A 26,935-nucleotide genomic window follows, 5' to 3' on the forward strand; every position below is an offset into this window, starting at 1 on the left:
ATGCTGGGCTCTCACCCGGAGAGGCGATTGCCGACGTTGCTGGCCTGGTGCCGGATCGCGGCGGTGAATGCCGCATCGGCCAGGTCAGCTGTGGTGTCGAAGAGATCGTCCTCGTCGGCGGCGCTGGTCGCGACGCCTGCGGCGCACGCCTTTTCCGCCCGATACACCAGCAGGCAGGCCCGCAGCCCGTTGAGTAGGTGTTCGAGCAGGTCCCGGGCTGGGCGTTGCGGGTCCAGTGGCGTCAACCGGTCCAGCAGGACCGCGAGGGCGTGCTCGCGGTGCCCGACGTCGACCCGCAGGATCTGCTCGCGTGCGGCGTCCACCCGTTGCAGCAGCGCGGTCGGGTCCGGGATCCGCCCGGCACGGACCGCGTCGGCCTCGCTGAGCAGGCCGGTCACCGCCTCCCGTGGGGTCGCGGACTGGTCGACGACCACCTCCACGACGTAGGAGGGGACCTCGACCGACACCGCTTCGAGGTCGTCGGCGTAGGCGAAAACATCCGCCGGTGCGATGCCGGCCGCGGCGGCGGTGAACTCGGCTGCGGCGACCAGCCAGTGCGCGGCGGCCACGCACGCCGCGGCCGGGTCGACGCTAGTGAACAGGGCATCGCTACCCAGCGGATCGGCGTGCAGCAGCCGATCCGCGGCGGCGACCTGGACCGGCGACACGTCCAGCCGGTCGAGGGACACCGCCTGCGCGGCCCGGCCGGACAGATCGCCCAGCCCTGCCCGGTCGACCGCGTCGATCTCAGCCCTGACCTCCGCGGTCACCGCCACAGTCACCTCGGCGTCGCCGAGCTCGTGTAATGCCCGGCCGACCATGTGGGCGGACTCGAGCAGCGGATCGTAGGACACGATCGGCAGCCCGTGCCCGTCCGGCAGCCGCGGCCGGCCGACCGCGGCGAGGACACCGCTGAATCCCTCACCACGTTCCTGCGTCATCACATCGGAGAGGTCGGAAAGATCAGAGAGGTCGGGAAGGTCGGCAGAGTCGGGATCGTCGTCGGCGGGATGCTGGTAGGTGTCCCACAGGTGCCGCGACAGCTGCGTCAGGGCGTCGCACAACCCCGCTGCGGCCTTCGGAGCGGCGGCGGAGCCGAGCTGGCACACCATTGCCGCGTGGTGACCGACTCCGGCCGCCCACACCGCCAGCAACAACCCGGACCGGGTGTCCCACGCATACGTCGTCACCGCACCTCACCCCGCCTTTCCCGCCACCGATCACCAACAGGTGCGATCAACGCGTCATGTGGCGCGCTCGGACCGCCGCGACCGTCGCATCGTGCCGCCGCATGACACCCCGCGGACAGACGAGACTGGTACAAGGGTAAACGCGTTGCCACGCGACGAGCCGGGTGCGCCGCCACTACCTCGTGCACTCACCCGGCTGCCGACGCCGATCCGGCCACGATCGGGCCGCATGCCAGTTTGCGCCAAACCGCATGCACGCCCTCAGTGGCCGTCGTGCCGGTAGTGTTCGTGCCTGCCGCCACCCGGCACGAAGAACGACCAACACTTCATGGGGCAGCCCGCGGACTAAATTGGCCAAGCGGTCAGATCTGACGATGCGTTGCCGGTCGTCTGAACGGATCACGCGAGTGGCAGTCCCGCCGTTCTGCACGGGGCCTCGTGTGGGCGTGTGTATTTCGATCGGCCCGAACTCGATGAGTTTGTTCGGTTGTCAGGGGCCGTCCGCGGACAAGAGTTGGCCGACCTCGACCAGGTCATTGGTTTCGCAGATCCGGAGGACGGTGCTGAGCATCCTTGTCACCTGTTCGCGGGCGAGCGCCATCGTGTTCGCGGCCTCGGATTCCGTGTGGCCGGCCACGATCAGTTCCCCCACCCGCTGCTCTTCGGCCGTCAGCCGAGTCCAGACGGGGTGTCTTCCGTCAGCTGGGCCGGCGTCGCCGAGGATGCGGCCGAACCGGCCTACCAGGGTGCCGGCTCGGCACTGTGCGGCCAGGCGCCTTCCGGCTCGAAGCGTTTCCCGGCCCAGCCGCCGATCGGGGCCGCGATGCCGGACCAGGCTAAGCGCGAGGAGAGCTTGGGCGTGGATCAGACGGTTGGGCGATGACTCGGCGATGTCGACGGCTTCGCGCAGCAACGCCTCGGCATCCGCGCGCTGAGTCAGGGCGGCGAGGGCGAGGCGGCTGCGGATGCGCGGCGTCGGCGCGCCGAACCTCTCGGCCTGCTCGAGGGCGGTCTGAGCGTGCCGGGTTGCCTCGGCTGGGGCGCTCGAGCTGAGCAGCTCCGCCAGTTTCAGGCGCCACGGCGCGAACGCGGGATTGTGTACGCCCCGCCGCTGCAACCAGTCGCCGCCGTGGCGCAGAACGGCGATCGCCTGCTCCGCACGGCCGGTCGCGGCCAGCAGTTCGCCGTAGCTGACCTTCGGGTTGGGCACGATGAATGCGGCCGGCTGTTCGCGGCTGTAGTGGCGTCGGTCTGCGACCCGCTGTGCATCCTTCACCGCGCCGCGCGCGACGAGTGCCTCGATCAGGCTACCGGTCGCGTACCACGTCGCGGGCACCACCTCGCCCAGGCGGTCGGCGATTCGCAGAGCGATGCGCGCATCGGCCTCGGCGTCGGCAAGCCGGCCCTCGCGCAGGGCGACGTGGGCCACGTGCGCCTGGGTGAACGCCAAGTGGGTGCCGGACCAGCCTGCTGCCCTCAGCTGCTGCACGGCCCCGTCGAACAGGCGGCGCGCCAGAGCCAGCTCCTCGGAGAACATCTCGACGAAGGCGACGACCGTCGGGATGTCGAAACCGAGCGTCGCGTCCGTGAAATTCAGCCCGGAATCCACGATCGGATGGATCAGCGCCAGTCCTTGGCGGCGCGGCTCGCCACGCAGCACCCGATCCCAGGCGTACAGGGCGATGGCGGTTTGACCAGCGTGATCGTCCACGGTGGCGTGCGCGGCCACCTCCGACAGCTCCACCGAGCGTCTGACACGTTCCGGATCATCTGCCCAAAATGTCGCCCAGATCAGTCGTTCCGCCATCAGGCGCTGGCGGAACGGTTCGCTGGTGACGTCGTTGATCGCCCGGGTGAGGTGGCGCACGCTGTCGCCCATTCGATCGGCGTGCGCATATGCTTTGGCCAACGCCAGCGCAGCGGCTGCGCGTAGCTCGTCGTCGTCGGCATCCTGATACGCCAGCAGCAGCTCCTGGTGAGCCTGCGGCAGTGAGACGTGCGTCAATGCATGGCCGAGCTCGAGCCGGATCCGGGCGATAAGGTCCGGTGTCGGTGGTTCGTGCAGCGCGCGGCGCAGGTATCGCGTCGCCTCGTCAGCGGCGCCAGCCGCGGAGGCCTCGCGGGCAGCCTCGCGCGACATCGTCACCACCCACGGGTCACCCCGCGCGAACACCGGCACGAGGTGGGCACCGACCAGCTCGGCTGGGGCGCCGGCCGTGTGCAGCGCTCGGGCCGCCCTGGCGTGCGCCGCCGAGCGCTGCGAGGGCGTCATCGCGCGCTCGACCGCGTCCCGGATCAGGGGGTGAACGAAGTCGATGACCGGCTCATGATTTAGGAGCTCGCCGGCGCAAAGCCGGTCGAGCTCGGTGGTTGCGGCGGTGATGTCCAGGCCGGCGAACCGAGCGATCTCATCGATCCGGGCCGGCGCGCCCAGCACCGCCACCGCCCGGACGAGTGCCAGCGCCGCCTGTCCGTAGCGGCCGACCCGCTCGTCGACGAGCTCCGTGACTCGGGATGGAATTATCTTTTCGATAATTTTGACGGACGCCTCATCCTGGCCAATGCTGCGACGATCCGCCTCGTGCAGCAGCTGGTCTAGCATGAACGGGTTTCCTCCGCTGCGGCTGTGACAGGCCACGGCGAAAGCCTCGTTGACGTGGGCGTCGTACCGGCGACGTATCAGTTCGGCCACCGCGGCCTGGCTTAGCGGCATTGGCAGGATGCGCCGGGCCGCGGCGGCGGCAAGCTGGTTCAGCAGCGTCTCGTCTCCGCTCTCCTCGTGCAGGCGACGTCCTACCACGATCGAGATCGGCAACTGGTCGAGTCGGCTCGACAAGTAGACGAGCCAGCGCAACGAGGACCGGTCGAGCCATTGGACATCGTCGACCACCAGCACGGCACCGGTCACGGCGGTGCGCAGCTCGAGTGCGCGCACGAGCGCCTCGAAGCCGTCGGTCGCGTCGGCCGGGCCGCCCTGGGCGGCGTTCCCGGCGATGCCCAGCATGTGCGAGGCAGCCGGCGGCAGCTGCAGATCGCCGTCCCGGATTGGACCGGACATCCAGCGGGCCAGCAGGTCGCGGACCCCGCTGTAGAACATCTCCCGTGACAGCGGCGTTCCGCGCCCGGCGAGCGTGACCAGCCCGAGCGAGTTGCCGATCGACCGGACCAGCCGCAACAGCGCAGTCTTACCGATGCCGGCCGGTCCCTCCACGACGATCAAGCCGCCTTGGTTCCGGACGGCGGTACGCCGAAGGTGCTCTGTACACCACCGCAGTTCCTCATCACGTTCCAGGAGTGGCGCCGGTCGCCGGTCATCGCGCAAGCCCATCAAGATCAGCAGATCGTGGTCCTCGGCTGCGGCGATGCCACGCTCCCGGCCGTAGCGTAGGCAGGCTTCCACGAAACGCTCGGCCGTCTGTCGGCTGGGCGGCCGCTTGCCGCTGAGCATCTCGGAGGTGGTGCTCACGCCCGGGCCGCCCCGGTGGCGGAGCGCCTCCAACGTCGGTCCGCCCATGGCGTCGCGGAGTCCTCGCAGCTGCCAGAGCAACTGCTCGTCGGGTCCATCGGGCATGGGCCACCCTCTCCGGCGCACGGCTCGGCGTCATCCTCGCATCATTTTCGATTTTTCGATGCCGGTGTCCTCGCTGTTGTGGCTGCGGCACGGTGGTGCCATTCGATGCCTGTGCACCGCGACCACGATCGCGGCTCTTCGACGAACGGGAGATCCAATGCATCGGGTCCATTTCCCGAAACCACTCCACACGGTAGCGATATTGCTCGTCCTCGTCGCGAACGCGGTGTTCGCCGCTGCCGGTCCGGTCGTCCCGGCCCATGCCGTCGAAACGACGTCGTCGGTCATGCGGCCAGTGGTCGACACCTTCAACAACTGGCTTGTCAAGCCGGGTGGGACCGTCTGGGCGGCCACCGATGATCCGGTGCTCTCCCCGGCCGGTGTTCCGGCATCGGATTGGATCTGGGCTGGCGGTGCAGCGCGCGTAGCCGAGGTTGGTCTCGCGTATCCCGATTTCCACGGCATGCAGCCGTCCAGTGGCCTGGTCCGGTTCTACGCCAACACCGGACCCGGAACCCGGCTCCGCGTGGACGCAGTCGCCTGCGGCGCCGTGCAAGGCGGCATGACGATGGCGGCCGGGCAGGGCTTCGCGTGGCGCTCGTTCCGGACGAATGCGGCGCGGCTGTACTGCGGACCTACCGGCCAGGACCAGAGACTGCGGCTGCGGTTCACCTCGATCGACGGGCCGGACACCAATGTTCGGGCCGCCTATGTCGACGTGACGCTCACAACCTCCCCTGCTCGCGTCAGCGCAGTGGCGTTCAACATCGGCGAGACCACGAGCGAGGCCGGGTTGAACGCCGTCGCGGCCACGATCCGACTTCGCAGCCCCGATGTCGTCATGCTCAACGAGGTGCGGGAACGCGGCATCTTCCCCGACGAGGCGACGTCCTACGTTGCCCGCCGTGCTGGCTATCCGTACTGGAGCTACCACGCCACGGCGACGCTGGGACTGACGGGGACCAAGGGCGTGGCGGTCCTGTCGCGCTATGCATTCATCGACGAGAAGTTCCATCCGGTGCGGTTCACGTGCGATCTCCTCGGGGTACCGGTGCAGTGCAGTGAGTTCGGCGCCTTGCAGGTTTCGATGAACATCGGCGACGTCCGCCATGAGGTGTTCTCGCTGCGGTTCTCACCGATGCATCGGCTGCCCGACGGCTCCCGCAATCCCGACTACGACCGGTACGAGTGGACGTCGAACCGGGCCGGGCACGATTTGGCTAGGAGCCTGGCGCGCGCCGTCCCGTGCCGCAGTGTCGTGATCATGGGCGGCGACTTCAACGCCAACTGGCGGTACGCCGCTGCGGGTCCGTGGCCGACCGACACCCAGACACCGTGGTCGGTGCAGTTCCGCGACACCGCCGGCCTGCGGGACGCTCAGGTCGAGTATCAGCGCCCGGTGGGCGGCGCCTGGGACGACCGGGTCGACTACATCTATTACCGCGGGCCGTATGTCACCCGAAGCGCAGGCTCGGCGCCGGCCGTTGCGGGTGCCTCAGATCACGGCTACGTCTGGGCGTCCTTCGGCTACAGCCAGGCCATGGACGAAGACCTGATGACCACCGGCGGCTGCTCGATGGAGTCCTGAGCGGGAATTGATGAGGAGGTACGGAGATGGCCAAGACACGTGTGGAGGCCTGACACGACGCGATTGCCATTGTGTCGGCCGCGACTTCCGCGGCGGCCGCTGTGAGATTGGGCGCCGGGAAGCGCGGTCCCGCTCGGTTGGGGTCGACCTTCTGACCATCAGGTCGGTCGCGGAGGGGTTCGGTGCCGACGACTTCTCGGTCGAACAGGTGAGCGGATCGGTCGCCAGGGCCTATGTGGGCAAGAGCATCGCCCGAGACGTGTTGTCGTTCGTGCCGGGCCCGGGTTAAGCGATCCAGGGTTCCGTCGCCGCCTCGATGACGGCCGCGATTGGCGCGGCTCTGATGGCGTACATGGTGGAATGTTTCGCAGTGCTGCTGAGGTGCGGCCGGACCGTCCGTTGGGTACGTGTCGTCCCGCCCGGGGCGGTGCTGTCGTCATACCGAGGCATGGGACGCGATGCATGCGTCGCGTACGCGCCGCTCGGCGGCCGCGCTCAGCGACGTGTGCAGCATCCTCGCGCCGCACTTGTACAGGTCGGGGCGGCCGCCGTCATGTAAGCGATTTCCGTGAGATGCCACTGATCGCGTCCGCTGCATGCCGTGCAGACGGTGAGTGCGGTGTCGGCGGCGCCGGCGTCGTCGGGGCAGGCGGCGCCGGTGTCGGTCAGGTCGGCGAGGTCGACGCCCGCGGTGTGCAGCTACAGCAGGCCACGCAGCTGGAGCCGGTCGATGACGGCATCGCCGTGCACGGGCCGGGACCAGCTGTTGCCGCCGCCGCGGATAGTTTTCGTCCGCGAGTGTGGGCGCGAGATGTTCGCGACCCTTTGGCACCACTTTGTCAGCACCGCTCGCCGCAATGTTCGCGAGAACTGGCGCCACTCGCGAATCATGACCGCCCGGCGGCGCCAACTTCCCCTCAGTAGCCTCTCGCTGCGTGCAAGCGATCATGAAGCCGCTCTGAGGGTGGATGCGCTGATCGGGCCGACGAGAATGCTCGGACGGCCAGGGATACGGCTCAGTTCCCCACCGGCGAGACGACCAACAGGGTGGCTGCTCGACGAATCGTTTGGTCACAAACGGCCGAGCCCGGCACAATGGCACGACGCATAGTGTGCGGTACCTATGATGCAACCGCGAGTTCGAAGGAGGCTGCTTGTGGCGAAGCGGGTGGTCGAGGAACTTCTTGACGACATTGACGGTAGTAAGGCTGACCTCAGCATGACATTCGGCATGGACGGGAGGCAGTACACCATCGACCTCGCCGAGGCCAACGCTGAACGTCTCCGCGCAGCGTTCGCCCCGTATGTAGCCGCCGCGAGGAAGACTGGCCGGATCGCAGGCCACGCGCAGGGACCGGCGGCCGCGGGGTCGGCCAGGAATGATCGGGAACGCAACCGGCAGATCCGGGATTGGGCCCTGAACCACAACATCCCCGTGTCCGATAAAGGCCGCTTGGCCCACGATGTAGTCGTCCGCTTCCAAGAGGCTGGCGGCCGATGACCGACCGCGTCCGGCCCGGCGGCGAGAGTCGCGCGCCTGCGGCGCCCTCCACGCATTGGCGCAGGGCGCAGCATGTCACCACGTGGCAGTTGCTCGGGCCACGCTCGCAGGTTTCGCGAATCGGTCCACAGCTGCGGTGACGTCCGGAGACCGCGCCCCGTCGCGCGGTCCCTCGGTCTGCAGCCGGTGTAACTGTACCTCGCCGCGGGTGCCACTCAGCCTGCAGCCGAAGGCACGCGTGGAACAACCGGCAGGTTTGAACTCGCAGCAGCGGGTATCTGCGGGTGGCGGGGCCGGACATGGCCGCATCCCGCGGATCGCTCAGCCGGCCCGGTCCAGCGTTTTCTAGCCACCTGCAGTACTGCCACCTGCACTACTGCCAGTGGAGGAACGATACAAGCAGCAGTCCTGATGTCGCCGCGGCTGCTTGAGCTCGTTCAGGGACGGGTTGCCGTTCCGAAAGGTCCTGGAGTATCAAATCGGCGCTCACCAGCGTTTGGGGCAGCGCGTTGCACCGTCGCCGAGCGGGTGTCCTAGGTGCGGATGCCGCACCATTGATGGTGGCGCGGCGTCCCCTGGTGGTTGCCGTCGTGACGAATGCGGAGCCCGAGTCAGCGCCAGCTGGCGGCGGACCATTCATCACTGGACCAGGTTCGTCCGGTCCAGGCGCCCGTGGACCAGGTGCGGCCGGACCAGGTTCGGCCGGACCAGGCCGGGTCGGTCCATGTCTTGTTGGTTGACCACGCGACGCTGGTCCAGGTGGCTGCGGCCCAGGTTTTCGAAGCCCATGAAGTGCCGGTCCAGTCGTCACCGGTGATTCGGAAGCCCATCCACGTGCCACCCGACCATGCGGTCTGGGAGGCCGACTTCGGCGCCCATTGGGCGGTGATCATGGGCCCCCACACGGTCCGCTCGCCGTTGAGCGCGAGGTTGTCGAGCATGACGTGGCTGCTGCCCCGGGCGGCCTCGAGGGTGCCGGTGCCGCTCGACGGGTTCCATGTCGCCTTCGCCACGGTGGTGCCAGCTCGACCAAGCGCGCCGTTGACGTTGAGCTCCAGAAGACCCATTGTCGCCGCCTTGCCGTTGGGTAGGAACGTGCCGCCCTTGATGAGCCAGTCCTTCACCTGCTCTGGACTGGCGCCTGGTTTCGCTTGCAACAGCAGCGCAGCAGCAGCCGAGACGATCGCCGTGGCCTGGGATGTGCCGCTGCCTTTGAACAGACTCGTACCGACCCGCGCGTCCGGGTAGCTGTTGTCGATGTTGGAGCCGGGATCCCGTAGCGAAGTAATCGAGGTGCCCGGAGCGAGCAGGTCGACCTGATTGCCCGCCGTGGACAAGTTCGTGAAAGCGGTCAGAGTGTCGTCGGTCGTAGTGACTGTGCCGTTGGTAGCTGCAGCACCAACAGCCAAGATCCATTCGTCCGCTGCGGGGTTGGTTAACTTGCCGACCGCATTGCCATCGTTACCGGCTGCGGCGACTACCACGATGCCGGACTGCCATGCTTTCTCGACGGCGAATTGCAGCGGATCGGACCAGTTCGGCGGATTGCCGCCTGATCCGTACGACAGGTTGATCACCCGGATCGGGTGGGTCGAGTCATCGTTACGATGCTTCACAGTCCAGTCGATTGCGGCGATCATCTGCGACACGTCCACGGCACCGCTCGCTGTGCCGACCTTGATCGAGGTCAGTTTGGCGCCCGGGGCAATGCCTCGGGTGCCGGTGTCCTTGTCGTCGCCGACGATGATGCCAGCCAGATGGGTGCCGTGCCCGTAGGTATCCAGATAGCGCAGGCCAGGCGCCTGTGACTCGAAGGACAGGTCCGGCCCGTTCACGACGCTGGACGCCGGCAGCCCGGGAACCGGCGCAACGCCAGTGTCAATCAGTGCGATCCCGATGCCTTTGCCGGTCAATGCGGCTGCCGCGCCAGTGTCGGCACCGATGATGCTGCGCACAGCGGAAAGTGACGTGGCGGGGGACGCGCTGTTGGTGGTACTCGCCCATGCCACTGCGCGCGCCGGCTGATCGGCCGCTGAGGCTACCGTGGGCACCGCGACGCTGAGCACCGCCGGCATCGTGACCATCGCCATTCTTGCGATGGTCCGGTGGCCACGCCAGTTTGGTTCCATCCGTATAGGGCCCACCCTGCACTCCTTCGCTGGGACGCATCATCGCTGTCCCACAACGATCGCGGAGATCGGCGTTCCGCGTCACGGCCCACGTGCAGGTTGAACCGATCGCCCGACACGGTCCAACCGACCGCTGTACTCGCTACGGACGGATCTGGACCGGAATCCTCAAGCCAGCCGAGATGTCGCCGATTGGATGAGGTTTGTCGGCGTCGGTACCCGACGTCTGCGACGAGTTCTGGTGCGAGGCATGGCCCCGCGGTAGAACCAGATTACGGACCTCGACCTCGACCCGCGGCCGCGGGCCGCGGTCGTACTCGCCGGATCCGAACGTGCCGGTCGAAGTAAATCTTAAGGCCGACAACGACCACGACCACGACGGCGGCGCCAACTCGTGCCGGGAGGCGCCCGGCCCCCCGTTCGCGCGGAACACAGCCCATGGCGCAGCGGCTGCGGGACGGCTGTGGCCCGAGCTGCGCCGGTGACGGCCCGTTCCCACCGGAGGTTCCGTGCGGTCGTGATTGACCGCAAAGATGCGTACCGGTGTGACAAGGCTGCTGGGGAGCCGTCCGAGTGGACCGGGCCGTCCGGCCTGCACCGCCTGCCGATGTATATCAGGGCGGTACGGCGTGGCCGCGAAGGCGCCGCTCAAGGAACGGCGTATTCCGCCGTGTGAATTTGCCCCGTTTGTGGTGCACTGTCGGTGTGCAGTGACGCGGTAACCCAGGCCGGGTGGGCCGTGAGCTCGTCCGTGCTGCCGATCCAACGTCCGATCAATCCATGCGTACCCGCTGCTGGCGTGGCGCGTGCTGCTCTCGTGGGTCGCGCCGGTTGTGCTGCGCAGCGCCGCCTGGCAATGCTGGCCAGGCGGTGACTCTTGCAGCGAGGGAATTCTGTCTTCTGCCCTAGGGCGCGTTTCAGAAGTGGGGCTGGGGCCAGGTTCCGGCGTGGCGGTGATCGATAACTGAAGAGGTCTCCGGTAGAGGGTTCAGCGACCAAGCAGAACTTCATACCGGAGACCTCGTGGCCACCTTAGCGGTGACGAGGCGGCACGACCTGACCGACGCGCAGTGGGCGGCGCTGGCGCCGCTGCTGCCTGCACAGCCGTCGATGGGTCGTCCGCCGAAGTGGGACAGACGGCAGCTCATCGACGGGATCCGCTGGCGGATCCGGGTCGGTTCGCCGTGGCGGGACGTCCCGGCCGAGTACGGGCCCTGGCAGACCATCTACGGGCTGTTCCGCCGCTGGCAACGTGACGGCACCTGGGACGTCGTCCTCGCCGCGGTGCAGGCGCGCGCGGACGCCGCGGGCCGGATCGGCTGGGACGTCAGCGTCGACTCCACGACCAGCCGTGCGCACCAGCACGCCGCCGGCGCCCGCCGTGACGGCCACCTGCAGCAGGAACCACCCGGCGGCGTCCACGACGAGCCCGCCGACCACGCACTCGGCCGATCGCGTGGCGGGCTGACCACCAAGACACACCTGGCCTGCGAGCAGGGCCAGAAGGTCCTCGCGATGATCGTCACCGCCGGGCAGCGCGGTGACAGCCCCCAATTCATCCCGGTCCTGCGCAAGATCCGCGTCGCCCGTGTCGGTGGCGGACATCCGCGCACCCGACCGAACCTGGTCCTGGCCGACAAGGCCTACACCTCGAAAGCCAACCGCAGCCATCTACGCTCCCGCGGCATCACCGCGTGCATCCCCAGCAAGGCCGACCAGGACGCCCACCGCAAAGCCAAAGGCTCCAACGGCGGACGCCCACCCGCATTCGACCCGATCCGCTACCGGCAACGCCACGCCGTCGAGTGCGGCATCAACCGCCTCAAACGCCACCGCGGCGTCGCCACCCGCTACGACCAACTCGCCGTGCTCTACCAAGCCGTCCTGACCATCGCCATCATCAGCGAATGGCTCTGACGAGCCTTACGAAACGCGCCCTAGCCGTGTGCCGAGCGAGCGACCTCATCCGGGCCGTGCGAGCTGCGACACCGTTCCAACAAGCTTGAACTGGCTGCGTTTCGTGGTACGTAGATTCTGAGATTTGCTGTATGACATCGAGATAGGGCCGTACCAGCTAGGGGGCGCGGCGGCTCCAAGCGAGGGGGACCTGTGATGCAGGTGGATGTGACACCGGCGGGACGGTGCGTGGTGGCGACGGTGACCGGTGAGGTCGACGCTGGTGTCGTCGAAGTGTTCCGGGCCGAGTTGCGCGCGATCGTGCAGGACGCTGCTTTTGAGCGAGGACAAGCTGATCTGGTGATGAACCTGTCCGGGGTGTCATTCATCGACTCGTCCGCGCTCGGGGCTCTCGTCAACATCTACAAAGAGGTGACTTTGGGTGGGGGTTCGGTGTCCGTGGTCGGCTCGCAGCCGGTGCTGCGGTTGTTTGATCTGACGCAGCTCGACTCGCTGTTCCGGATGACGTCGACGGTGGCTGAGGCGGTCGCACCCTTCCTATCCGAGCCGTCGTAGCTCGACCTGGCCCGTCCGCGTACGCCGCGAGCAGCGCCTCCTCCGGTGCGGCGCGGCGTTGCTCACTCTGCGACGTCGGCCGACGGACCGACGTGCGTGTCTCGATCGATCGCGCTGTGATGCTCAGGGCGCTCAGCTCTGGTCGCGCAGCCGTTAGTTGTGGCTCGGAGAAGCCTGGCGGGCCCGGTGGAGCCGGGCTGCGACCGGGGCGTGCCGGTATGCGTTTGCCGACGGTCGCGAATGAGTCCCAGATCTGCCAAGTGCGGCCGTGAAACCCGTCGGCCCGTCGCTGGCTCAGCCGCGGAACGATTGATAGGCCGTGGCCGATGCCGGCACTAGCGAACCGATGGCCGCATCTGCCGCCGGAACCTCGAGCAGCGGCGGCGCCGCCGGCTGTCCGTCGGTGACGTCCAGCACCACCTGGCTGGGGCCTGCGCAGTCCCCGCAGCACCTGCCGCACCTGCTGGTACAAGGGACCCGGGAGTTGCACCGGCGGGCCCTGCTGATGAGCAGGAACGGCAGCGCTACGCGAGGATCTCATGGCGGTTCCGCACCGGCGCCGGCTCGGTACCAGCGATGTCCTCGACGATCGCGCTGAGTAGGTCGCCCTGCCGGTAAACGGTGGCGTCGAGCCACCGGGCGAGCTCGTCGCGAATGATGCCGGTGCCTTCGCTACAGACCGCGTCGACGCCGGCCCGTACGGTGATCGATCCCGGGCCGTTTACGGGCCCGCCATGGGCCGGGGCGGAAGTCGAGGGGTCTCCTCGATGCAGCGGCTGCAGGATGTGCTGGGCGCGGCATCGAACAGCCGGTGCACGGCATCGGACACGGTCATCGCCGACCAGCCTGAGTTCGCGGTCTCGCCTGGATGGGGATGCATCGCAACCGTCCTGCGATCTTCGAGACGGCGGCTTCGGATGCCCTGCCGGGCAGCCCACCGTACCCGGCGGGGTGCCGCCGACGGCGTGCTCGCGGGTGCGGCTGGACCGAACGAAGTGACGGAAGATGTGCGGCCGTTCGAGCATGCAGGCGGCGGGGTGAGGATGACGTCGCCGCCGTGCGGGCGGTACTTCACGGTGTTGGTGAAATTGTTTCTGGACGAGTTGCCGCAGCCGTTTGGGGACACCGTCGGCGGCACGGACAGGTGCAGGTCGGCGTGGTGAAGGAGGGCTACCGGTGCGACGGCGATCGCTGTCGTGCACTGCGGCACTTGCGTCGACCGACTCAGTGACCGGAGTAGTCGGACGGTGTCGAAGTTGGCGAGGCCGAGCAGGTCCTCGACGATCCCACCTAGCTGGTTGCTGTTGCGGCGGGAGGCGGCGAGCAGCCAGCGGCGGCCATGGCCCGGGTAGGTCGGCAGCGCCGGCGTGCCAAATGCCGGTCTGGCTTCACGATCGGCACCACCAGCAGCCGGCGTGTCACACCGGGCATGTCGTTTCCACAACTAGGAACGACATGCCCGGCGAGAGCGCTGACCGCGTGGGTTCCGAGACGTCGAGTGCGGCGTGGCCGACAGGGTCCTCGGTGCCTCCATGTGCGTCCTGGGTGAGGCTGCTGAAGACCTGGTTGAGCGTGAAACGTGCTATGCGGCAAGCAACCGGTTTCGACAGCTACACCTCAGCTGCAAACCATCCCGCGACGAAGTCGTTCGCCGACGAAGACACGTCCTTTCGTGGCGACGTGTCACACGAGGACTCCGGTTCGTCATAGGTTCGTAACAGCACTGCGGCAGGCTAGGGTTGAGCTGCTGCTACGGCTCGAGAGACGGTACTTCCGTAGCAGGGCATAGTCTCAAACTGCGGCACTATCGCATCGTGACGCAGGGGTGTCTCACGATGCGGTCTAGGAGCGACCTGTGGCCATCGGTCCGGGTCGTCGCTCCGAGTACGGGTGCCGAGGTGGCGGCCTCGGCACCCGTACCACCTCTGGCGCAACTGGCGGCAGTCTCCGCATGCGGCCGAGGTCGGCAATGGCTTCTTCGATCTAGGGTATCGCCGCAGCGGCCACGGTCAAGACTTCGGGACCATCGATGTGAATCGTTGACCCTTGCCCGGCTGCACTACCGCACCCCGCGCCGTCCTCGGCACTGCCTCTAGCCGGCTCCAACGGCGACCGGCCCCCGCGCGGGCGCCCGCCGCGTGGAGGCACGCAGCGGTGATGACGGGCGGCGCACGGGCGCGACACGGTTGTTGAGTGGCGGTGCGCTCGTCTGAGCGCGGATAGCCGGGGTGCGCTGATCGCATCCGACTTTCCGAGGTTGCCGTGCGTGTCGACGGGCTCGGCCACGACGGCCGTCCAGTCTGGCGACGGTAGGTCCAGCGACCCCCAGTGCTCGATCCGCCAGAGAACGGGTCGAGCACAGCGGGTGGATGCCGGTGCGGACACGGCGCGCCCGCACCGGCGGTCTTTGGTCAGCGGTGGCGGCGGCCGCTGTACTCATGGGCGACTGGCAGGTACTTACCGCTGTGGACCATGCGGTAGCAGCCGGCGTCGTCCCGGGCGCCTCGTTGCTCGCCGCCCCAACCGGTAAAGATGCAGCTTTCCTTATTCGCGAATGTGCGCACAGGCCAGGACTGGGCCCAGACGCCGTTGCGGTGCTCATCCCAGCTGCCGCGCCAGTGCCCGTCGTTGCCGCGCCCGCCGTTGTTGCGGCCGCCGCTGTTGTCGTCGCCGGGGTGGTGGTTACCGCCCGGGCAAGGTTGGGTGACACCGGCCTTGCCGTCCTAGACGGTGGCGGCCGACGCCGCGGAGGGACTCATGCCGATGACGGTGCTGGCGGCCAGAGTCAGGTCGGCCACGGTGATGATTCGCTGGGCAGTTCGCGTCACGATTGCTCCTCGTCCTGTGACGATGTATCTACCGTATGCAACCTCTCTGGCGGGGCGGTACGAAACTACTCAAACGTTGTGTTCGTTTGCCAAACCGGGCGTCGTGCCGTGGATGACATTCAGGCGACTCGCTGGCCAGCCGAACGGACGGTCCGGCAGCGCGCCAGCCTGCGGGATCCAGTTCGAGGCGTTTACAGGTATTCTGCCGGGGAGCGACGGCGCACGGACACCGCCGGCACAGTCGCCCGTCCGCGACGTTACTGCTGCAATCGCGGTGTGACGTGCGTGGCCGGAGGGCGGGAGTGCGCCGCCGCGGGTAGGGTCCCGTCCGTCGGAGATCCACGTTCTCGAGGAGGCCGGTGTGACCGTGTCCCTGGGTGGTGTCGCGGCGCTGGTGGCGTCGGGCGGGTTCGTCGTCCTTGTGCTCTTCCTGGCGGTACCGATCCTGCGAGCCCGGCACACAGTCGACGCCGCCACTACCGCGATCTGCGACGCCGCGAACCGGACCACGCCGATGCTTGAACGGGCCAACACGACGATCGACAACCTCAACACCGCCCTGATGCAGGTGCACTCGACCCTCGACGGGGTGAACCTGCAGCTGGCTCGGATCGACACGATCACCGAGAACGTCTCGCACGTCAGCGCGAACGTCGCGAATCTGTCGACCGTGGTCAGCGCCGCCGCGGCGAGTCCGCTGGCCAAGGTTGCCGCCTTCGGGTACGGCATCCGCCGAGCCGTGGGCATCCGCCGCCACATCGCCGACGAAGCCGAGATCCGCGAGCAACGCAGCCATTGACACCGCGACCTCCCGCTGCGCGCGACGCCGGAGCAGCCGTGTGCTCGAAGTCGGTTCGCAGAGGCGACGTTGTGGCATCGAAGCCATCATCAGGACATGGACGGCAGGATCGGGTGCCAGCCCGGCCGGGGTGATGCGCGGTGGGGGCGGGTGTCCCGCGCGTTTTGGCGTGTCCCGGCCCGCACCGGGCCGGGCTGGTGGGCTCAGGCGCTGCGCGGCAGCGGCCCCGCCGATCTCGCGCGGGACCGGTTGCCGCTGCTAGCTGTAGTGACCAGGACCGTTGTTGACGCGGGTGATGGGTGGCTGGCCTCCGAGCGCGGTGTGTGATCGGTGGTGATTGTAGGTGTGCAGCCATGCTGGTGAGGTGCGGCACCGTCCTGTTCCATCGCGCTCGCCGACGCCGCATACCAAGGCCGCGAGCACGGCGTGGTACGCCACCTGCCCTCCACGGGCGCCGTACTGGCGCCATCCTCGTGATAAGCGACATCTACCGCTGTTTGGGTGCTGGCTGGGGTGGGCATGCTGCGGGCGGACCGGGGGAGGGGTGAGCGCGGTGACAGAACCTTCGGAACAACGTCAATGACAGGTCGTTGACCTCCGACCTGGTCGTTCGGGTGGCGGCGCAGATCTCGACGGTGACCCGGGCCGAACTGAGCTTTGCCAAGGCGGAGCTGACTGAGAAGGGCAGGCGCGGCGGGTTTGGCGCAGGGCTGTCCGGCCGTCCCGCAGCACTGGCCATCTATGGCTTCCAAATCCTGGTCGTGGTCACGCTGGACCTGTTGTGGCTGGCCGTGCTGGCCGTCGCGGTGTCCGTGTTCAGCGTTGCTGGGATCGCGGCGTTGTTCGGACGGCGGCAGCTGCAGGCGGTCGGATCGCCGATGCCGCAGGAGGCACTCACGAGTCTCAACCAGGATGTGGACGTGGTAAGGACCGCGGCCCGGGAAGGACGAACCTCATGAGTGGCGTCGACAAACCTACCGACCCGGCCGCATTGCGGGCGGAGATCGCCACCACGCGGGCGGAGCTCGGGCACACCATTGAGGCCTTGGCCGCGAAGACGGACGTCAAGGCCCGCGCGCAGGACGCCGCCGGCCAGGTCACTGGGGCGGCGAGAGAAAAGCTGGGCGCGGTCCGGAATCAGGCGGCCGATCTGACTGGGGCGGTTGCGGATAAGGCCAGCAGCGCTGCCGCGACAGTCCGCCACGCAGTCCGCGATGCGGACCTGCCTGCCATGGTCCGCCGCCCGGTACCTCTCGCCGCGCTCGTGTTGGGCACCGTGGCAGTCGGGCTGGCGATCTATCTGCTGCGTCGGCGGCGGTCATGAGCAACTGGGCGCTGAAGCTGGCCTACGAGCCGGTGGGATTGCTCCTCGGTGCCGGTGCGGGTATGGCCGCTGGGCTGATCTTCAAGCAGGTGTTGTTCTGGCCCGGCTGACCTCGAGAGGGCCCTACTGACTCGCCGGGTCGTTCCGGCGCGCTGCCGGGAACATCACAAGCCCGATTCCTCCTCACGCGGCGGGTCGTTGGAGAGATCAGGATGCGACCGTTGACCCTGTCGGCGGGCATCGCCGTCGGCTACGTGCTGTGCGCCCGTGCCGGGCGGGATAAGTACGAGCAGATCGTGGCGAGTGCTCGCTTCGTGTACCAACCCGACCGCCGGGCAAGCCCTCGCAGCGTCAGGGACCTGTTCGGATCGATCGCAGCGCTGGCCGTCTCGAACCCGGTCGCCGGCGACGTCGCGGTTGTGGCAACCACCGGCGCGGCCGAAGCAGCGGGCGCGAGCCGCCCGGACGCCGGCGTCCCGCACCGAGCCCGAGCGAGCCCGGCGGCCCGGCCGAGGCGATCGCCTAGATTTCCGCCATGCCCTGTGCGGCTGCCGCAATCAGTGCGGCAGCCGGACCGGTTTCGGGTCCGATTCGCGATACAGGCGCACAGCCCGCGCCCCGAACTCGTGCGGCGCCGTTCGATGGTCGGCTCCGTCGGTGAGAACGGGGGCAACTGGTCATCCGGTCACGTCGATGCGCGGACCGCCTCGGGTCTGCAGGTAGGCCAGGGCCTTGTCGAGGAACGGGGCGATGGAGTTGTTCGCCGGGTCGACCTGGTCGTATCGGTGGGATAGCTTGGTCAGAAATCCTGCTGTGACGTCCTGGCCGGGGCGGAGTTCGCTGTGCGCGCGGGACATGGCGATCTGGACCGCAAACATCGAGGTCGGGGCGTCGTGGGCGTCGAAACCTGGTTCGATGCGCTGACCGGTGGCCTGGTAGATGACTTCGCGGTCCGACCTGGTGAGGCTGTCGAAGTCGTTTCCCCCGTGCGTGGACGTCCGGTCCGGCGCGTTGAGGCGCCCTGATGAAGCCAGTGCGCTTCGGTTGATCGCCGGCGTGCCAAAGCCGGAAATGGATATGACGCCTCCTGATGCCTGGGTCCTTGGCCGCCGCCCCGATATGGCGCGGTCGACATCGTTCCAATCGGCCGAGGCTGCCCGGGCCTGAGGGGCCCGGGCAGCCTCGGCCGGGCTAATTAGAAGGAGTAGTTGACCTGGATCGAGTAGAAGCTGCTGTACTTGGCCCCGATTGATGGGTGTGTGTGGTGGAGTCGGTGATGTTGACGACGAACTGGAACATGCCCTGCACCGCACGGTTGTCGAACAGCGGGTTGACCAGCGTGCCGGTGCGGCTCTTCGCCGCGGTGCCGGTGCTGAGGTTGAAGCAGTCGTAGCCGCCGGATTGGTGGCACAGGTATCCCGTGCACTGCAGACGTACCAGTAGCCGGTGGCGGCATGACTCGGTGTCGCCTGCAGCCGCGTCGCTGCGACGGCGGCGAAACACGCCAGGATCGAGGTCGCCAGGTGCCGCAGCCAGCGGCGTGATGTGGCGTGAGCATCAGGTCCCTCAATGAATCGGCGAATGTCATTCTATTCAGAACAACTTTTGCCTGTCGGCGAATCACGTTCAGTGGTTGGCTGATGGTAAAAATGGGTTCGTTGGCGCTCAGCCGTCAGTCTCGCTGGCCGACCAGCTCGGGGCCGCCGCGCTTGACGTCGCCGCGGAAATCGTCGGAGTTGTGACGCCGGTGCCGACCATGGCGTTGCCAGGCCCAACGCACTCCGGTCTGTCTTCGTCGGCGATACGCAGGGCCACATCCTCCTGGGCCGACCGGGACCGTGTCGCTGGCGTTGCTGCCGATTGGCTCAGGGCGGTCCTGAGGGTGCCGATGGTTGCGGAGGCGGTGCAGGTTGCTTTGGGGGGTCGAAGCGGTGGCGACACAGACGGCGGATGCGACTCGGCGGGGCTGGTGGGCGTGGATCGGTAATCTCCGGATCCGCACAAAGGTCCTGACGGCGGTAGCGATCGTTGCCGGGTTCAGCACGGTCGACAGTGTGTTCGCGCTGCAGGAACTGGCGACCACGAACGCCCGGGTTGACACGGTCGCCGGGCACACCCGCCAGGTCGAGGCGGTCGGTCAGCTTCGCGACGCGGTCTACCAGGCCAGGATCAACTCTTTGGACCTGTTCCTCGCCCAAACCCCTACAGTGGTCGCCGCGAAGACCCAGGCGATCGACGCGACCACCCGGGCCGTCACGGACGCCGAGGCGACGGTCCGCGCGCACGGGCTCACAGCAGCAGAGCAGCAGGTGTTGGGCGCGTTCGACACCGCATGGTCCTCGTATCTGACGGTCCTGCGCGGGGACCTGCAACCCCTTGCCGCACGCGGCGACCTGCCCGGCATCGAAACGGTCCGCACGACGAAGATCGCCCCGCTGACAGCGCAGATCTCCACCGCTCTGGACACCCTCGTGACCCAGGCCGATCTGAGCGCCCAGGCGCAGCAGGACCAGGCCGACGCCGGCTACCGCCACACGCTGCGTGTCGTCATCGCCGTGCTGGTGGTGACACTGCTGTTCGGGCTGCTGCTCGCGTTCTGGCTGGCCCGGCTGATCTCCACCGGTCTGCAGCGATGCATGACCGCGCTGCGCCGCATCGGCGCCGGTGACCTGACCACCCGCGTCCAGGTCGCCACCCGCGACGATCTCGGCGAGCTCGCTGACACCCTCAACGCCACCACAGCCGCGGTCGGCGCCACCGTCCGCCGGGTCGCCGACAGCGCCCACCTGCTGACCGGCACGTCAGCGCAGATGTCGACGGTAGCGAGGCAGCTGGCCGCGTCGGCGCAGACATCGTCGCGGCAGGCGGCCGCGGTCCTGGGCGAGGCGGAGCAGGTGTCGGGCAATGTCGCGACCGTCGCGACCGGGGCGGAGGAGATGGGCGTAGCGATCCGGCAGATCACCTCCAACGCCACCGAAGCATCCCGGGTGGCCGCGGACGCTGCGCAGATCACCGACCGGGCGCAGCTGTCGGTGCAGAACCTCGGTGCATCCTCGGCGCAGATCGGCTCCGTGGTCAAACTCATCACGGCGATCGCCGAACAGACCAACCTCCTGGCTCTCAACGCCACCATCGAAGCGGCCCGCGCCGGGGACGCCGGGAAAGGCTTTGCCGTTGTGGCCGGTGAGGTCAAGGACTTGGCGCAGGAGACGGCCCGGGCGACCGAGCAGATCGCAGCCCAGGTCACCGCGATCCAGCAGGAGACCGACGGCACCGTCGCCGCGATCGAGCAGATCGCCGAAGTCATCGGCCGCGTCAACGACTACACCGCCACCATCGCCTCCGCCGTCGAACAGCAGACGGCCGTCACCGCCGAAACCTCCCGCAGCGTCGCCGAGGCTGCCGCCAGCGCCGGCAATATCGCCGCCAGCATCGCCGGCGTCGCCCACACCGCCGACGCCGTCACCACCGGCGCCACCGACACCCAGCAGACCGCCGCTGCCCTCGCCGACATGTCCACCAGCCTTCGCGACGCCATCGCCACTTATACCGCCTGAACAGGACCAACGGGCGCTGAACACAGGCCGGGCGTCGCAGTCAGGCCGTGTCTGTGCTGCAGCAGGTAGCTATCCGAGCAGCGGTACCTGCCGCTGCGGCGATCCACTGGCCTTGGAAGCAGGGCTTGCCGTGATACCAACCGGGCGGCGGAGGTGGTTGAGCATGGCTTGCGCCTGGTCGAGTCTGGCGTACTGACCGACCAGATCGGTGGCCGGCACACCGAGTTCGGCGAGCCGGTCCAGGACCGCCCGCCAGGCATACGCCTGCCGATCCAGTTCGTGGAGCAGGGCGGCGGTGTCGGCCTCAGCGTCCTGCTCCACGTCCTTACCGTACGACCGAGCCGAGGTGCCGTTCCCGCGAACCGTGACATTCGCGTCGCCGCGACGGTGGCGACGCACGGCTGCACTGGTCGCTGCAGCGCCACGGCCGTCACATCAGTGCGGGATACCCATTAGGTCCAGCACCGCCCGACTGAGTTCGACCGGTCGGGACTCCGGCAGGAAGGGCCCTCCTGACAACTCGATCGTGCGCAGATCGTTCGCCCACGTGGACCACGTTGCGGCCGGGTCGACGGGTGGGCGGTGCTCGGCGGCCCATATCGCAAGAGTCGGCGCGCTCAGCCGGTGCTCGTGGCGGAGATCATAATGGTCGCGGACACGGTCAACGGTCGCGCTCGTCCGGAAATCCGCGCAGGTTCCCCGGATCGTCTCTGGTGACCACCCGGCCGACAGTTACGCCTGCCGCACCGCCTCGGAGCTGACCTGCTGCCGCGGAGGGCGGCAACAGGTCAGCACGGCCGCGCTGACCCCGCCAGGCCGTGCAGTCCGGCGCGGACCTTCTGAGTGCGGGCGGCAAGGGTATCCAAGGCTGTGGTGGCACGGGTCGCGGTCGAGCGCAGTCTGCCGTTCGTGGCGGTCGCTGGCTGCACGCGCAACCACGTCGCGATGGATCTCGGCCTGGACCGCACCGACCCGGCACGAGGTGGTGCAGAGCCCCGATTACCACGAAGACAAGGCGGTGACGGCGCTGGGGACCTGCCGCCGGACCTCCTCTCCGCCCAGCGTGGTTCGTGGCGGCGGCTGGCATGTCTGCGTGACGTTGGTGATGCGGCGGGCCGGTAGCAGTTCACGGCATCGGCCCGCCGCCCTTGCTCGCTGTCACTTTGCGCCGGTTTTGCGGGTCCGCTCGCTCGGATGGGACCGGGCGGCCGGGGGCTTCGCCTCCACCTGGCCGGTCGGTTCCAGGGCCTTCATGATCCTGGGTGCGATCGCGTCGGCGAGGGTGGGTGCGATCGCGTCGGCGAGCAGCAGCCGTTCCAGCACGGATGCGCCGGAGGCGATACGGGCCATGACGGAGCGAATAGTGTCGAACAGGCCCGCCGGCGACGAGGAACGGCCCCGTCCAGCGGACTTCGTGGACTGCCCGGCGTCGCTGCTGTTGAGGATCTCCGAGATGAGCTCGTCGATCAACGCCTCGACCTGGTGGTGCTGCCCTAGTGTCGTGAGTCGTTAATGCGTGTGCAGTAGCGGGCGATGGATTCGAGGATCTGGTCGGCGGTCTTGGTCCAGACATAGGGCTTTGGGTTGTTGTTCCAGGCCTCGATCCAGGCGCGGATGTCGGTGTTGAGGGCGCGGACGGTGCGGTGAGTGCCGCGTTGGAGTTTCTTGGTGGTCAGTTCCCCGAACCAGCGTTCGACGAGGTTGAGCCAGGATGCGCTGGTCGGGACGAAGTGCAGGACGAACCGCGGGTGGGCGGTCAGCCAGCGCTTGATGGTCGGGGTTTTGTGGGTGGAGGCGTTGTCCAGCACCACGTGCACGTCCAGGTCCGCCGGGACCTGCCGGTCGAGGGTCTGGAGGAACTTCTTGAACTCGATCGCGCGGTGCCGGGCATGGAGGGAGCCGATCACCTGGCCGGTGGCCAGGTCGAGGGCGGCGTAGAGGCTTGAGGTGCCGGCCCGGACGTAGTCGTGGGTGGCGCGGGCCGGGGTGCCGGGCAGCATCGGCAGGACCGGGGCGGTGCGGTCCAGTGCTTGGATCTGCGACTTCTCGTCCACGCACAACACCACGGCGCGTTCCGGCGGATCGAGGTACAGCCCGACGACATCACGGACCTTGTCGATGAACAGCGGGTCCTTCGACAGTTTCCACGCGTCCTGCCGGTGCGGCTGCAATCCGAACGCCCGCCAGATCCGTGAGATCGCGGTCTGCGACAGACCGACCTCAGCAGCCAACGAGCGGGTCGACCAGTGCGTGGCGTCCTTCGGTGTCGTCTCGAGGGTTGTGGTGATCACCCGCTCTACATCAGCGTCGGCGATCGTGCGGGGCCGGCCGGGCCGCGGCTCGTCCAGCAGGCCGTCGAGCCGATCACCGGCGAACCGGTTCCGCCACTTCGTCACCGTGCTACGCGAAACGCCGAGTTCCTCGGCGATCTGCCCGTTCGCGGCCCCGCCGGCAGCCGCGCAGGCAAGGACCACCCGAGACCGCAACGCCAGGGCCTGCGCACTCGAGGGACGACGCGACCACGCTAGCAACTGCTCTCGCTCGTCATCAGTAAGCACGATCGGTACTGCTGTCGGCAACGGCATAACACACCTGTACCCACTGACGACGATTTAACGACTCAGGACACTAGGTCGTTGGATGCTGACGATTCAGCCGCCACGGCAGATGGCTCCTTCAGGTGCAGGGATGGCGCGACCCGGCCCCCAAGGACACGTGAGCCGGAGGGCGGATCGCGTTCGGATGTCGGGTCGCGCAGGGCTGACCGGCGACCGGTCGGCTAGCGGCGGGCCAGCATGGCCGCGAGCAGCAATGGGTGTTCGACGAGGTTCTCGCCGCGCCGCTTGCGGCGGCGGGCGAGTATGGCGAGCAGCAGTGGGTGTTCGATGCCGCCTTCGCTGTCGTCGTTGCGGCGGCGTCGGGCCAGCGCGGCGAGCAGCAGTGGGTGTTCGATGCCGGTGCCGCCGCGGTCCTCGTGGCGCGCCATCAACGCAGCGAGCAGCAACGGATGCAGCGGACCTTCTTCGTCTTCCCGGTCGCTGGTCTCTGGCCGGCCACGTTCGGCGGTGGACCTGGTCATGGACACCCCTCGTGTCGACGGGTCCGGCCACACACCGCGCGTCCCCTTCGACGGCGCATGACACCAGACGGTTGCACGTACCAGTGAAGGGTTCCCGATCCGCCCGCCGGCCGCGTCGCCCGCGCCGGATGGCAGCCTGACCGCATCACGGCCGCTACCGGTCACGGATTCCGGTTCTGCCGCAGGATGCATGGTCGGCCACCTGTTCGCGGCCAGTCGACGTGCGCTGCGGGTCGACAACACTAGGGTTCCATGTCACATGATCCGAGTCCTGTGCACCACCGCCATCCTCGCGCTGACGGGGAAAGCGCTGGCCGCCGCACACCACGCCCGCTGGCGCCGTTCCCGGCGATGGTCCCAGCGAGCATCTCGTCGATGCGTATCTCACCGAGCACCCAGGCGGCGTCCAGACCGGACAGTCCGACATCAGCTGTGGTGGCGGCAGGCTCGACGTCACCGTCGCCCACCCAGGCACGAGCCTTGCCGAAGCGGACTGTCCGTCCGGGTGTTCTGCTCCTACGGCAAGATCAACTTTGTTTCGTGCGTGGCCAGCTCAGCGACTGCAGCTGGCAGGACGCGAGCGGTTGGGTGTGGCGGGACCGGCTGCATCAACGAGACCGAGTGGACCCCGGTGCGCTATCCCGGCGGCGTCGAGGACGGCGGACCGGCTGGTGGATCTCCGACGCGCACGTCGCCGATACCGTCTGCACCGCGTTCGAGTCCACCAGGAACAAGGTCACCGCACGGCTCGTCGTGCGGTGACCTTGTCAAGGAACGCAATCCTGCATCCCGGAGGCCAGGAGGAACACTTCGAGCTCTGGGGGGATCACGCGTTCCTTACCGACACCCCCGAGTTCACAGTGGACGTGGATCTCATCCGCCGCGAGCACGCCGTCGCCGATCGTGCCGGGCTTCGTGCTGACGTCGAGTGCCGGGTCACACGCCGGCAGCGGCAGCGGTGGTGGTGATGGTGTCGTGGTCGAGGAGGTGGTTGAGCCGGATCGCGGTGTTGATCAGCGATAGGTGGCTGAAGGCTTGGGGGAAGTTGCCGAGTTGTTCGCCGGTAAGGCCGATCTCTTCGGCGTAGAGGCCCAGCGGGTTGGCGTAGGTGAGCATCTTGTCGAAGGTCAGCCGGGCCTCGTTCAGGCGTCCAGCGTCGGCGAGGGCGTCGACATACCAGAACGTGCACAGGGAGAAGGTGCCTTCCTCGCCGCGCAGGCCGTCGGGAGACGCGGCAGGGTTGTAGCGGTAGACGAGGCTGTCGGAGACCAGTTCCCGGTCCATCGCGTCGAGGGTCGACAGCCACATCGGGTCGGTCGCAGTGATGAAGCCGAGCTGCGGCATGAGCAGTAGCGAGGCGTCCAGGACGTCGGTGCCGTAGTGCTGGGCGAAGGCGCCGGTGTCCGGGTTCCAGCCGCGATCCATAATCTGCTGGTAGACGGTGTCGCGTTGCGTGGTCCACCGTTCGATGTTTCCTGGCCGCCCGCGGCGGGTGGCGAGTCTGATCGCCCGGTCGAACGCGACCCAGGTCTGGAACCTGCCATAGGTGAAGTCTTTGCGGCCACCGCGGGTCTCCCAGATGCCCTCGTCGGGCTGGTCCCAGTGCTCGCAGAGCCAGTCGACGATCCGGGTGACGGCGGCCCAGCCGTCGTAGCCGATTTCCTGCCCTTGGGCGTCGGCCCGGTACAGCGCGTCGAGGGCCTCGCCGTAGACGTCGAGCTGTAACTGCCCGGCGGCGTCGTTGCCGACGCGTACCGGGCGGGAGCCCCGCCAGCCCTCGAAGTGCTCGAGGGTCTCCTCGCACAGGTCCGACGACCCGTCGATGCGGTACATGATGTGCAACGGCCCGACGCCGTCGGCGGCGTCGTCGCCGCGGGAACTCGCGGGCGCATGCTCGACGGTACGGTCGCGCAGCCACTGGCCGAATGCCGCGGCTTCCTCGGTGTAGCCGAGGCCGAGCAGGGCACGGATCGAGAACGATCCGTCCCGCAGCCAGGTGTAGCGGTAATCCCAGTTGCGTTCCCCGCCGACGAGTTCGGGCAGTCCGGCCGTCGGCGCGGCGACGGGCGCGCCGGTCGGGGCGTACGTGAGGAGCTTGAGGGTGATTGCGGAGCGGGTGACCATCTCCCGCCAGCGTCCACGGTAGGTGGAGGCGCTGACCCAGGCGCGCCAATATTCGGCCGTGTCGGCGCCAAGGCGCTGCAGCTCAGCGACCGGCAGCCGGGTCGGGCGGCCGCCGCCGTATTCCAGGACGATCCCGGCAGTGTCGCCCTCGTGCAGGGTGGTGATGATGTGCAGGTCGTCGCCGTCGCGGCGGACGTCGGGGTCGTGCTCGGCGACACCGACTGGGTGCACCGTCAGGGTCGTGGTGCCGGCGGTGAAGACCGCCCCGTCGCTGGACACGTCCAGGGTGTGCGGCAGCCGGCCGTAGTCGAAACGCGGTGCGACGTCCACGGCGAAGCGCATGGTGCCGCGGACCATCCGGATCATCCGCACCAGGCGGTGCCGGTCGGTGGCCACCGCTCCGGCGATGGGCATGAAGTCGGTGACCTCACCGACCCCGCCGGCGGTCATGAACCGGGTGACCAGCATCCCGGTGTCCGGTAGATACAGCTGGCGGCTCACCACCTCACCAGCATCGCCAGTGTTGCTGACGTCGGGGGCGATGCGGCAGGAGCCTCCCCGGTCGGCGTCCAGGAGCCCGGCGAACACGCTGGGCGAGTCGAAGCGCGGGCAGCACCACCAGTCGACGACGCCGTCGCCGCTGACCAGCGCGGCGGTCTGCAGGTCACCGATCAGTCCGTGATTGCTGATGTCCGGGTAGCGGTGCACGAGGGCCCCTCCTGCCGTCGCAGCGTGCATACGGGGTCCAGACTCGCCGATGGCCGCCGGAATGC

The 26,935-nt window shown here is 68.2% G+C and carries 20 protein-coding genes and 1 pseudogene; 8 read left to right on the plus strand and 13 right to left on the minus strand.

Going from position 1 to position 26,935, the window contains the following annotated elements; all coding sequences use genetic code 11:
• Positions 1-11: 11 nt before the first annotated feature.
• Entirely contained in the window at positions 12-1,190 is a 1,179-nt protein-coding gene (locus ACQP00_RS20125) for a hypothetical protein (RefSeq protein ID WP_433221261.1), read from the minus strand.
• Positions 1,191-1,680: 490 nt separating this feature from the next.
• Entirely contained in the window at positions 1,681-4,761 is a 3,081-nt protein-coding gene (locus tag ACQP00_RS20130) for an AAA family ATPase (RefSeq protein ID WP_433221263.1), read from the minus strand.
• A gap of 202 nt (positions 4,762-4,963) precedes the next feature.
• Between ACQP00_RS20130 and ACQP00_RS20135 the strand changes: the two genes are divergently transcribed.
• Both ACQP00_RS20135 and ACQP00_RS20140 read left to right on the plus strand, forming a co-directional pair.
• Entirely contained in the window at positions 4,964-6,349 is a 1,386-nt protein-coding gene (locus ACQP00_RS20135) for an endonuclease/exonuclease/phosphatase family protein (RefSeq protein WP_433221265.1), read from the plus strand.
• Between the two features lie 1,156 nt (positions 6,350-7,505).
• Positions 7,506-7,850 (plus strand): histone-like nucleoid-structuring protein Lsr2, encoded by a 345-nt coding sequence (locus ACQP00_RS20140; RefSeq protein ID WP_433221267.1) that lies wholly within the window; start codon positions 7,506-7,508, stop codon positions 7,848-7,850.
• A 611-nt stretch (positions 7,851-8,461) separates the two neighbouring features.
• On the opposite strand, the gene ACQP00_RS20145 is transcribed toward ACQP00_RS20140, so the two are convergent.
• Positions 8,462-9,940 (minus strand): S8 family serine peptidase, encoded by a 1,479-nt coding sequence (locus tag ACQP00_RS20145; RefSeq protein ID WP_433221269.1) that lies wholly within the window; start codon positions 9,938-9,940, stop codon positions 8,462-8,464.
• Between the two features lie 1,062 nt (positions 9,941-11,002).
• Here ACQP00_RS20145 and ACQP00_RS20150 point away from each other — a divergent pair.
• The gene (locus ACQP00_RS20150) at positions 11,003-11,896 is read left to right on the plus strand and encodes an IS5 family transposase (RefSeq protein WP_433221182.1); all 894 of its coding nucleotides are present in this window, start codon (positions 11,003-11,005) and stop codon (positions 11,894-11,896) included.
• Positions 11,897-12,091: 195 nt separating this feature from the next.
• Positions 12,092-12,451: an anti-sigma factor antagonist gene (locus ACQP00_RS20155; protein ID WP_433221271.1), complete on the plus strand. Its 360-nt coding sequence runs from the start codon at positions 12,092-12,094 to the stop codon at positions 12,449-12,451.
• Positions 12,452-12,745: 294 nt separating this feature from the next.
• Here ACQP00_RS20155 and ACQP00_RS20160 read toward each other — a convergent pair whose 3' ends face one another.
• Positions 12,746-12,871: a hypothetical protein gene (locus tag ACQP00_RS20160; RefSeq protein WP_433221273.1), complete on the minus strand. Its 126-nt coding sequence runs from the start codon at positions 12,869-12,871 to the stop codon at positions 12,746-12,748.
• A gap of 301 nt (positions 12,872-13,172) precedes the next feature.
• Entirely contained in the window at positions 13,173-13,895 is a 723-nt protein-coding gene (locus tag ACQP00_RS20165; RefSeq protein ID WP_433221275.1) for a hypothetical protein, read from the minus strand.
• A gap of 1,751 nt (positions 13,896-15,646) precedes the next feature.
• On the opposite strand from ACQP00_RS20165, the gene ACQP00_RS20170 reads away from it, so the two are divergent.
• Complete coding sequence (locus ACQP00_RS20170; RefSeq protein ID WP_433223918.1) at positions 15,647-16,078, plus strand: DUF948 domain-containing protein; 432 nt, start codon at positions 15,647-15,649, stop codon at positions 16,076-16,078.
• 258 nt (positions 16,079-16,336) lie between these two features.
• On the opposite strand, the pseudogene ACQP00_RS20175 reads toward ACQP00_RS20170, so the two are convergent.
• Positions 16,337-16,453 (minus strand): annotated as a pseudogene (locus tag ACQP00_RS20175) (IS481 family transposase); the annotation flags it as partial.
• Positions 16,454-16,668: 215 nt separating this feature from the next.
• On the opposite strand from ACQP00_RS20175, the gene ACQP00_RS20180 reads away from it, so the two are divergent.
• Both ACQP00_RS20180 and ACQP00_RS20185 read left to right on the plus strand, forming a co-directional pair.
• The gene (locus tag ACQP00_RS20180; protein WP_433221277.1) at positions 16,669-17,037 is read left to right on the plus strand and encodes a phage holin family protein; all 369 of its coding nucleotides are present in this window, start codon (positions 16,669-16,671) and stop codon (positions 17,035-17,037) included.
• Positions 17,034-17,402, plus strand: coding sequence for a DUF3618 domain-containing protein (locus ACQP00_RS20185; protein WP_433221279.1), 369 nt, complete (start codon positions 17,034-17,036; stop codon positions 17,400-17,402). The genes ACQP00_RS20180 and ACQP00_RS20185 overlap by 4 nt, the downstream gene beginning before the upstream one ends.
• 677 nt (positions 17,403-18,079) lie before the next feature.
• Here ACQP00_RS20185 and ACQP00_RS20190 read toward each other — a convergent pair.
• Together ACQP00_RS20190 and ACQP00_RS20195 are read right to left on the minus strand one after the other, a co-directional pair.
• The gene (locus tag ACQP00_RS20190; protein ID WP_433221281.1) at positions 18,080-18,259 is read right to left on the minus strand and encodes a hypothetical protein; all 180 of its coding nucleotides are present in this window, start codon (positions 18,257-18,259) and stop codon (positions 18,080-18,082) included.
• A gap of 334 nt (positions 18,260-18,593) precedes the next feature.
• A complete protein-coding gene (locus tag ACQP00_RS20195) occupies positions 18,594-18,905 on the minus strand; it encodes a hypothetical protein (RefSeq protein WP_433221283.1) in 312 nt (103 codons plus the stop codon).
• Positions 18,906-19,333: 428 nt separating this feature from the next.
• Between ACQP00_RS20195 and ACQP00_RS20200 the strand changes: the two genes are divergently transcribed.
• Positions 19,334-20,959: a methyl-accepting chemotaxis protein gene (locus ACQP00_RS20200; protein ID WP_433221285.1), complete on the plus strand. Its 1,626-nt coding sequence runs from the start codon at positions 19,334-19,336 to the stop codon at positions 20,957-20,959.
• Positions 20,960-21,028: 69 nt separating this feature from the next.
• Here ACQP00_RS20200 and ACQP00_RS20205 read toward each other — a convergent pair whose 3' ends face one another.
• The 5 genes from ACQP00_RS20205 to ACQP00_RS20225 all read right to left on the minus strand — a co-directional run bounded on the left by ACQP00_RS20205 (position 21,029) and on the right by ACQP00_RS20225 (position 26,870).
• Entirely contained in the window at positions 21,029-21,280 is a 252-nt protein-coding gene (locus ACQP00_RS20205) for a hypothetical protein (protein WP_433221287.1), read from the minus strand.
• A gap of 837 nt (positions 21,281-22,117) precedes the next feature.
• A complete protein-coding gene (locus ACQP00_RS20210; protein WP_433221289.1) occupies positions 22,118-22,429 on the minus strand; it encodes a hypothetical protein in 312 nt (103 codons plus the stop codon).
• A gap of 23 nt (positions 22,430-22,452) precedes the next feature.
• Positions 22,453-23,544 carry an IS630 family transposase gene (locus ACQP00_RS20215; protein WP_433207943.1) on the minus strand — a complete coding sequence of 364 codons (1,092 nt, stop codon included), beginning with the start codon at positions 23,542-23,544 and terminating at the stop codon, positions 22,453-22,455.
• 194 nt (positions 23,545-23,738) lie between these two features.
• Positions 23,739-24,038, minus strand: a complete 300-nt coding sequence (locus tag ACQP00_RS20220; RefSeq protein ID WP_433221290.1) for a hypothetical protein — start codon at positions 24,036-24,038, stop codon at positions 23,739-23,741.
• A gap of 936 nt (positions 24,039-24,974) precedes the next feature.
• Positions 24,975-26,870, minus strand: a complete 1,896-nt coding sequence (locus tag ACQP00_RS20225; RefSeq protein ID WP_433221292.1) for a glycoside hydrolase family 15 protein — start codon at positions 26,868-26,870, stop codon at positions 24,975-24,977.
• Positions 26,871-26,935 lie beyond the last annotated feature (65 nt).

The organism is Dactylosporangium sp. CS-047395 (assembly GCF_050942185.1).
In the GTDB taxonomy this organism is placed as follows: domain Bacteria; phylum Actinomycetota; class Actinomycetes; order Mycobacteriales; family Micromonosporaceae; genus Dactylosporangium.

Excerpts from the sequence above, each read along its gene's own strand:
- ACQP00_RS20130 (WP_433221263.1), bottom strand. The coding sequence starts at position 4,761 with ATGCCCGATGGACCCGACGAGCAGTTGCTCTGGCAGCTGCGAGGACTC.
- ACQP00_RS20145 (WP_433221269.1), bottom strand. The coding sequence starts at position 9,940 with ATGGCGATGGTCACGATGCCGGCGGTGCTCAGCGTCGCGGTGCCCACG.
- ACQP00_RS20155 (WP_433221271.1), top strand. The coding sequence starts at position 12,092 with ATGCAGGTGGATGTGACACCGGCGGGACGGTGCGTGGTGGCGACGGTG.
- ACQP00_RS20185 (WP_433221279.1), top strand. The coding sequence starts at position 17,034 with ATGAGTGGCGTCGACAAACCTACCGACCCGGCCGCATTGCGGGCGGAG.
- ACQP00_RS20190 (WP_433221281.1), bottom strand. The coding sequence starts at position 18,259 with ATGTCCCGCGCGCACAGCGAACTCCGCCCCGGCCAGGACGTCACAGCA.
- ACQP00_RS20215 (WP_433207943.1), bottom strand. The coding sequence starts at position 23,544 with ATGCCGTTGCCGACAGCAGTACCGATCGTGCTTACTGATGACGAGCGA.
- ACQP00_RS20220 (WP_433221290.1), bottom strand. The coding sequence starts at position 24,038 with ATGACCAGGTCCACCGCCGAACGTGGCCGGCCAGAGACCAGCGACCGG.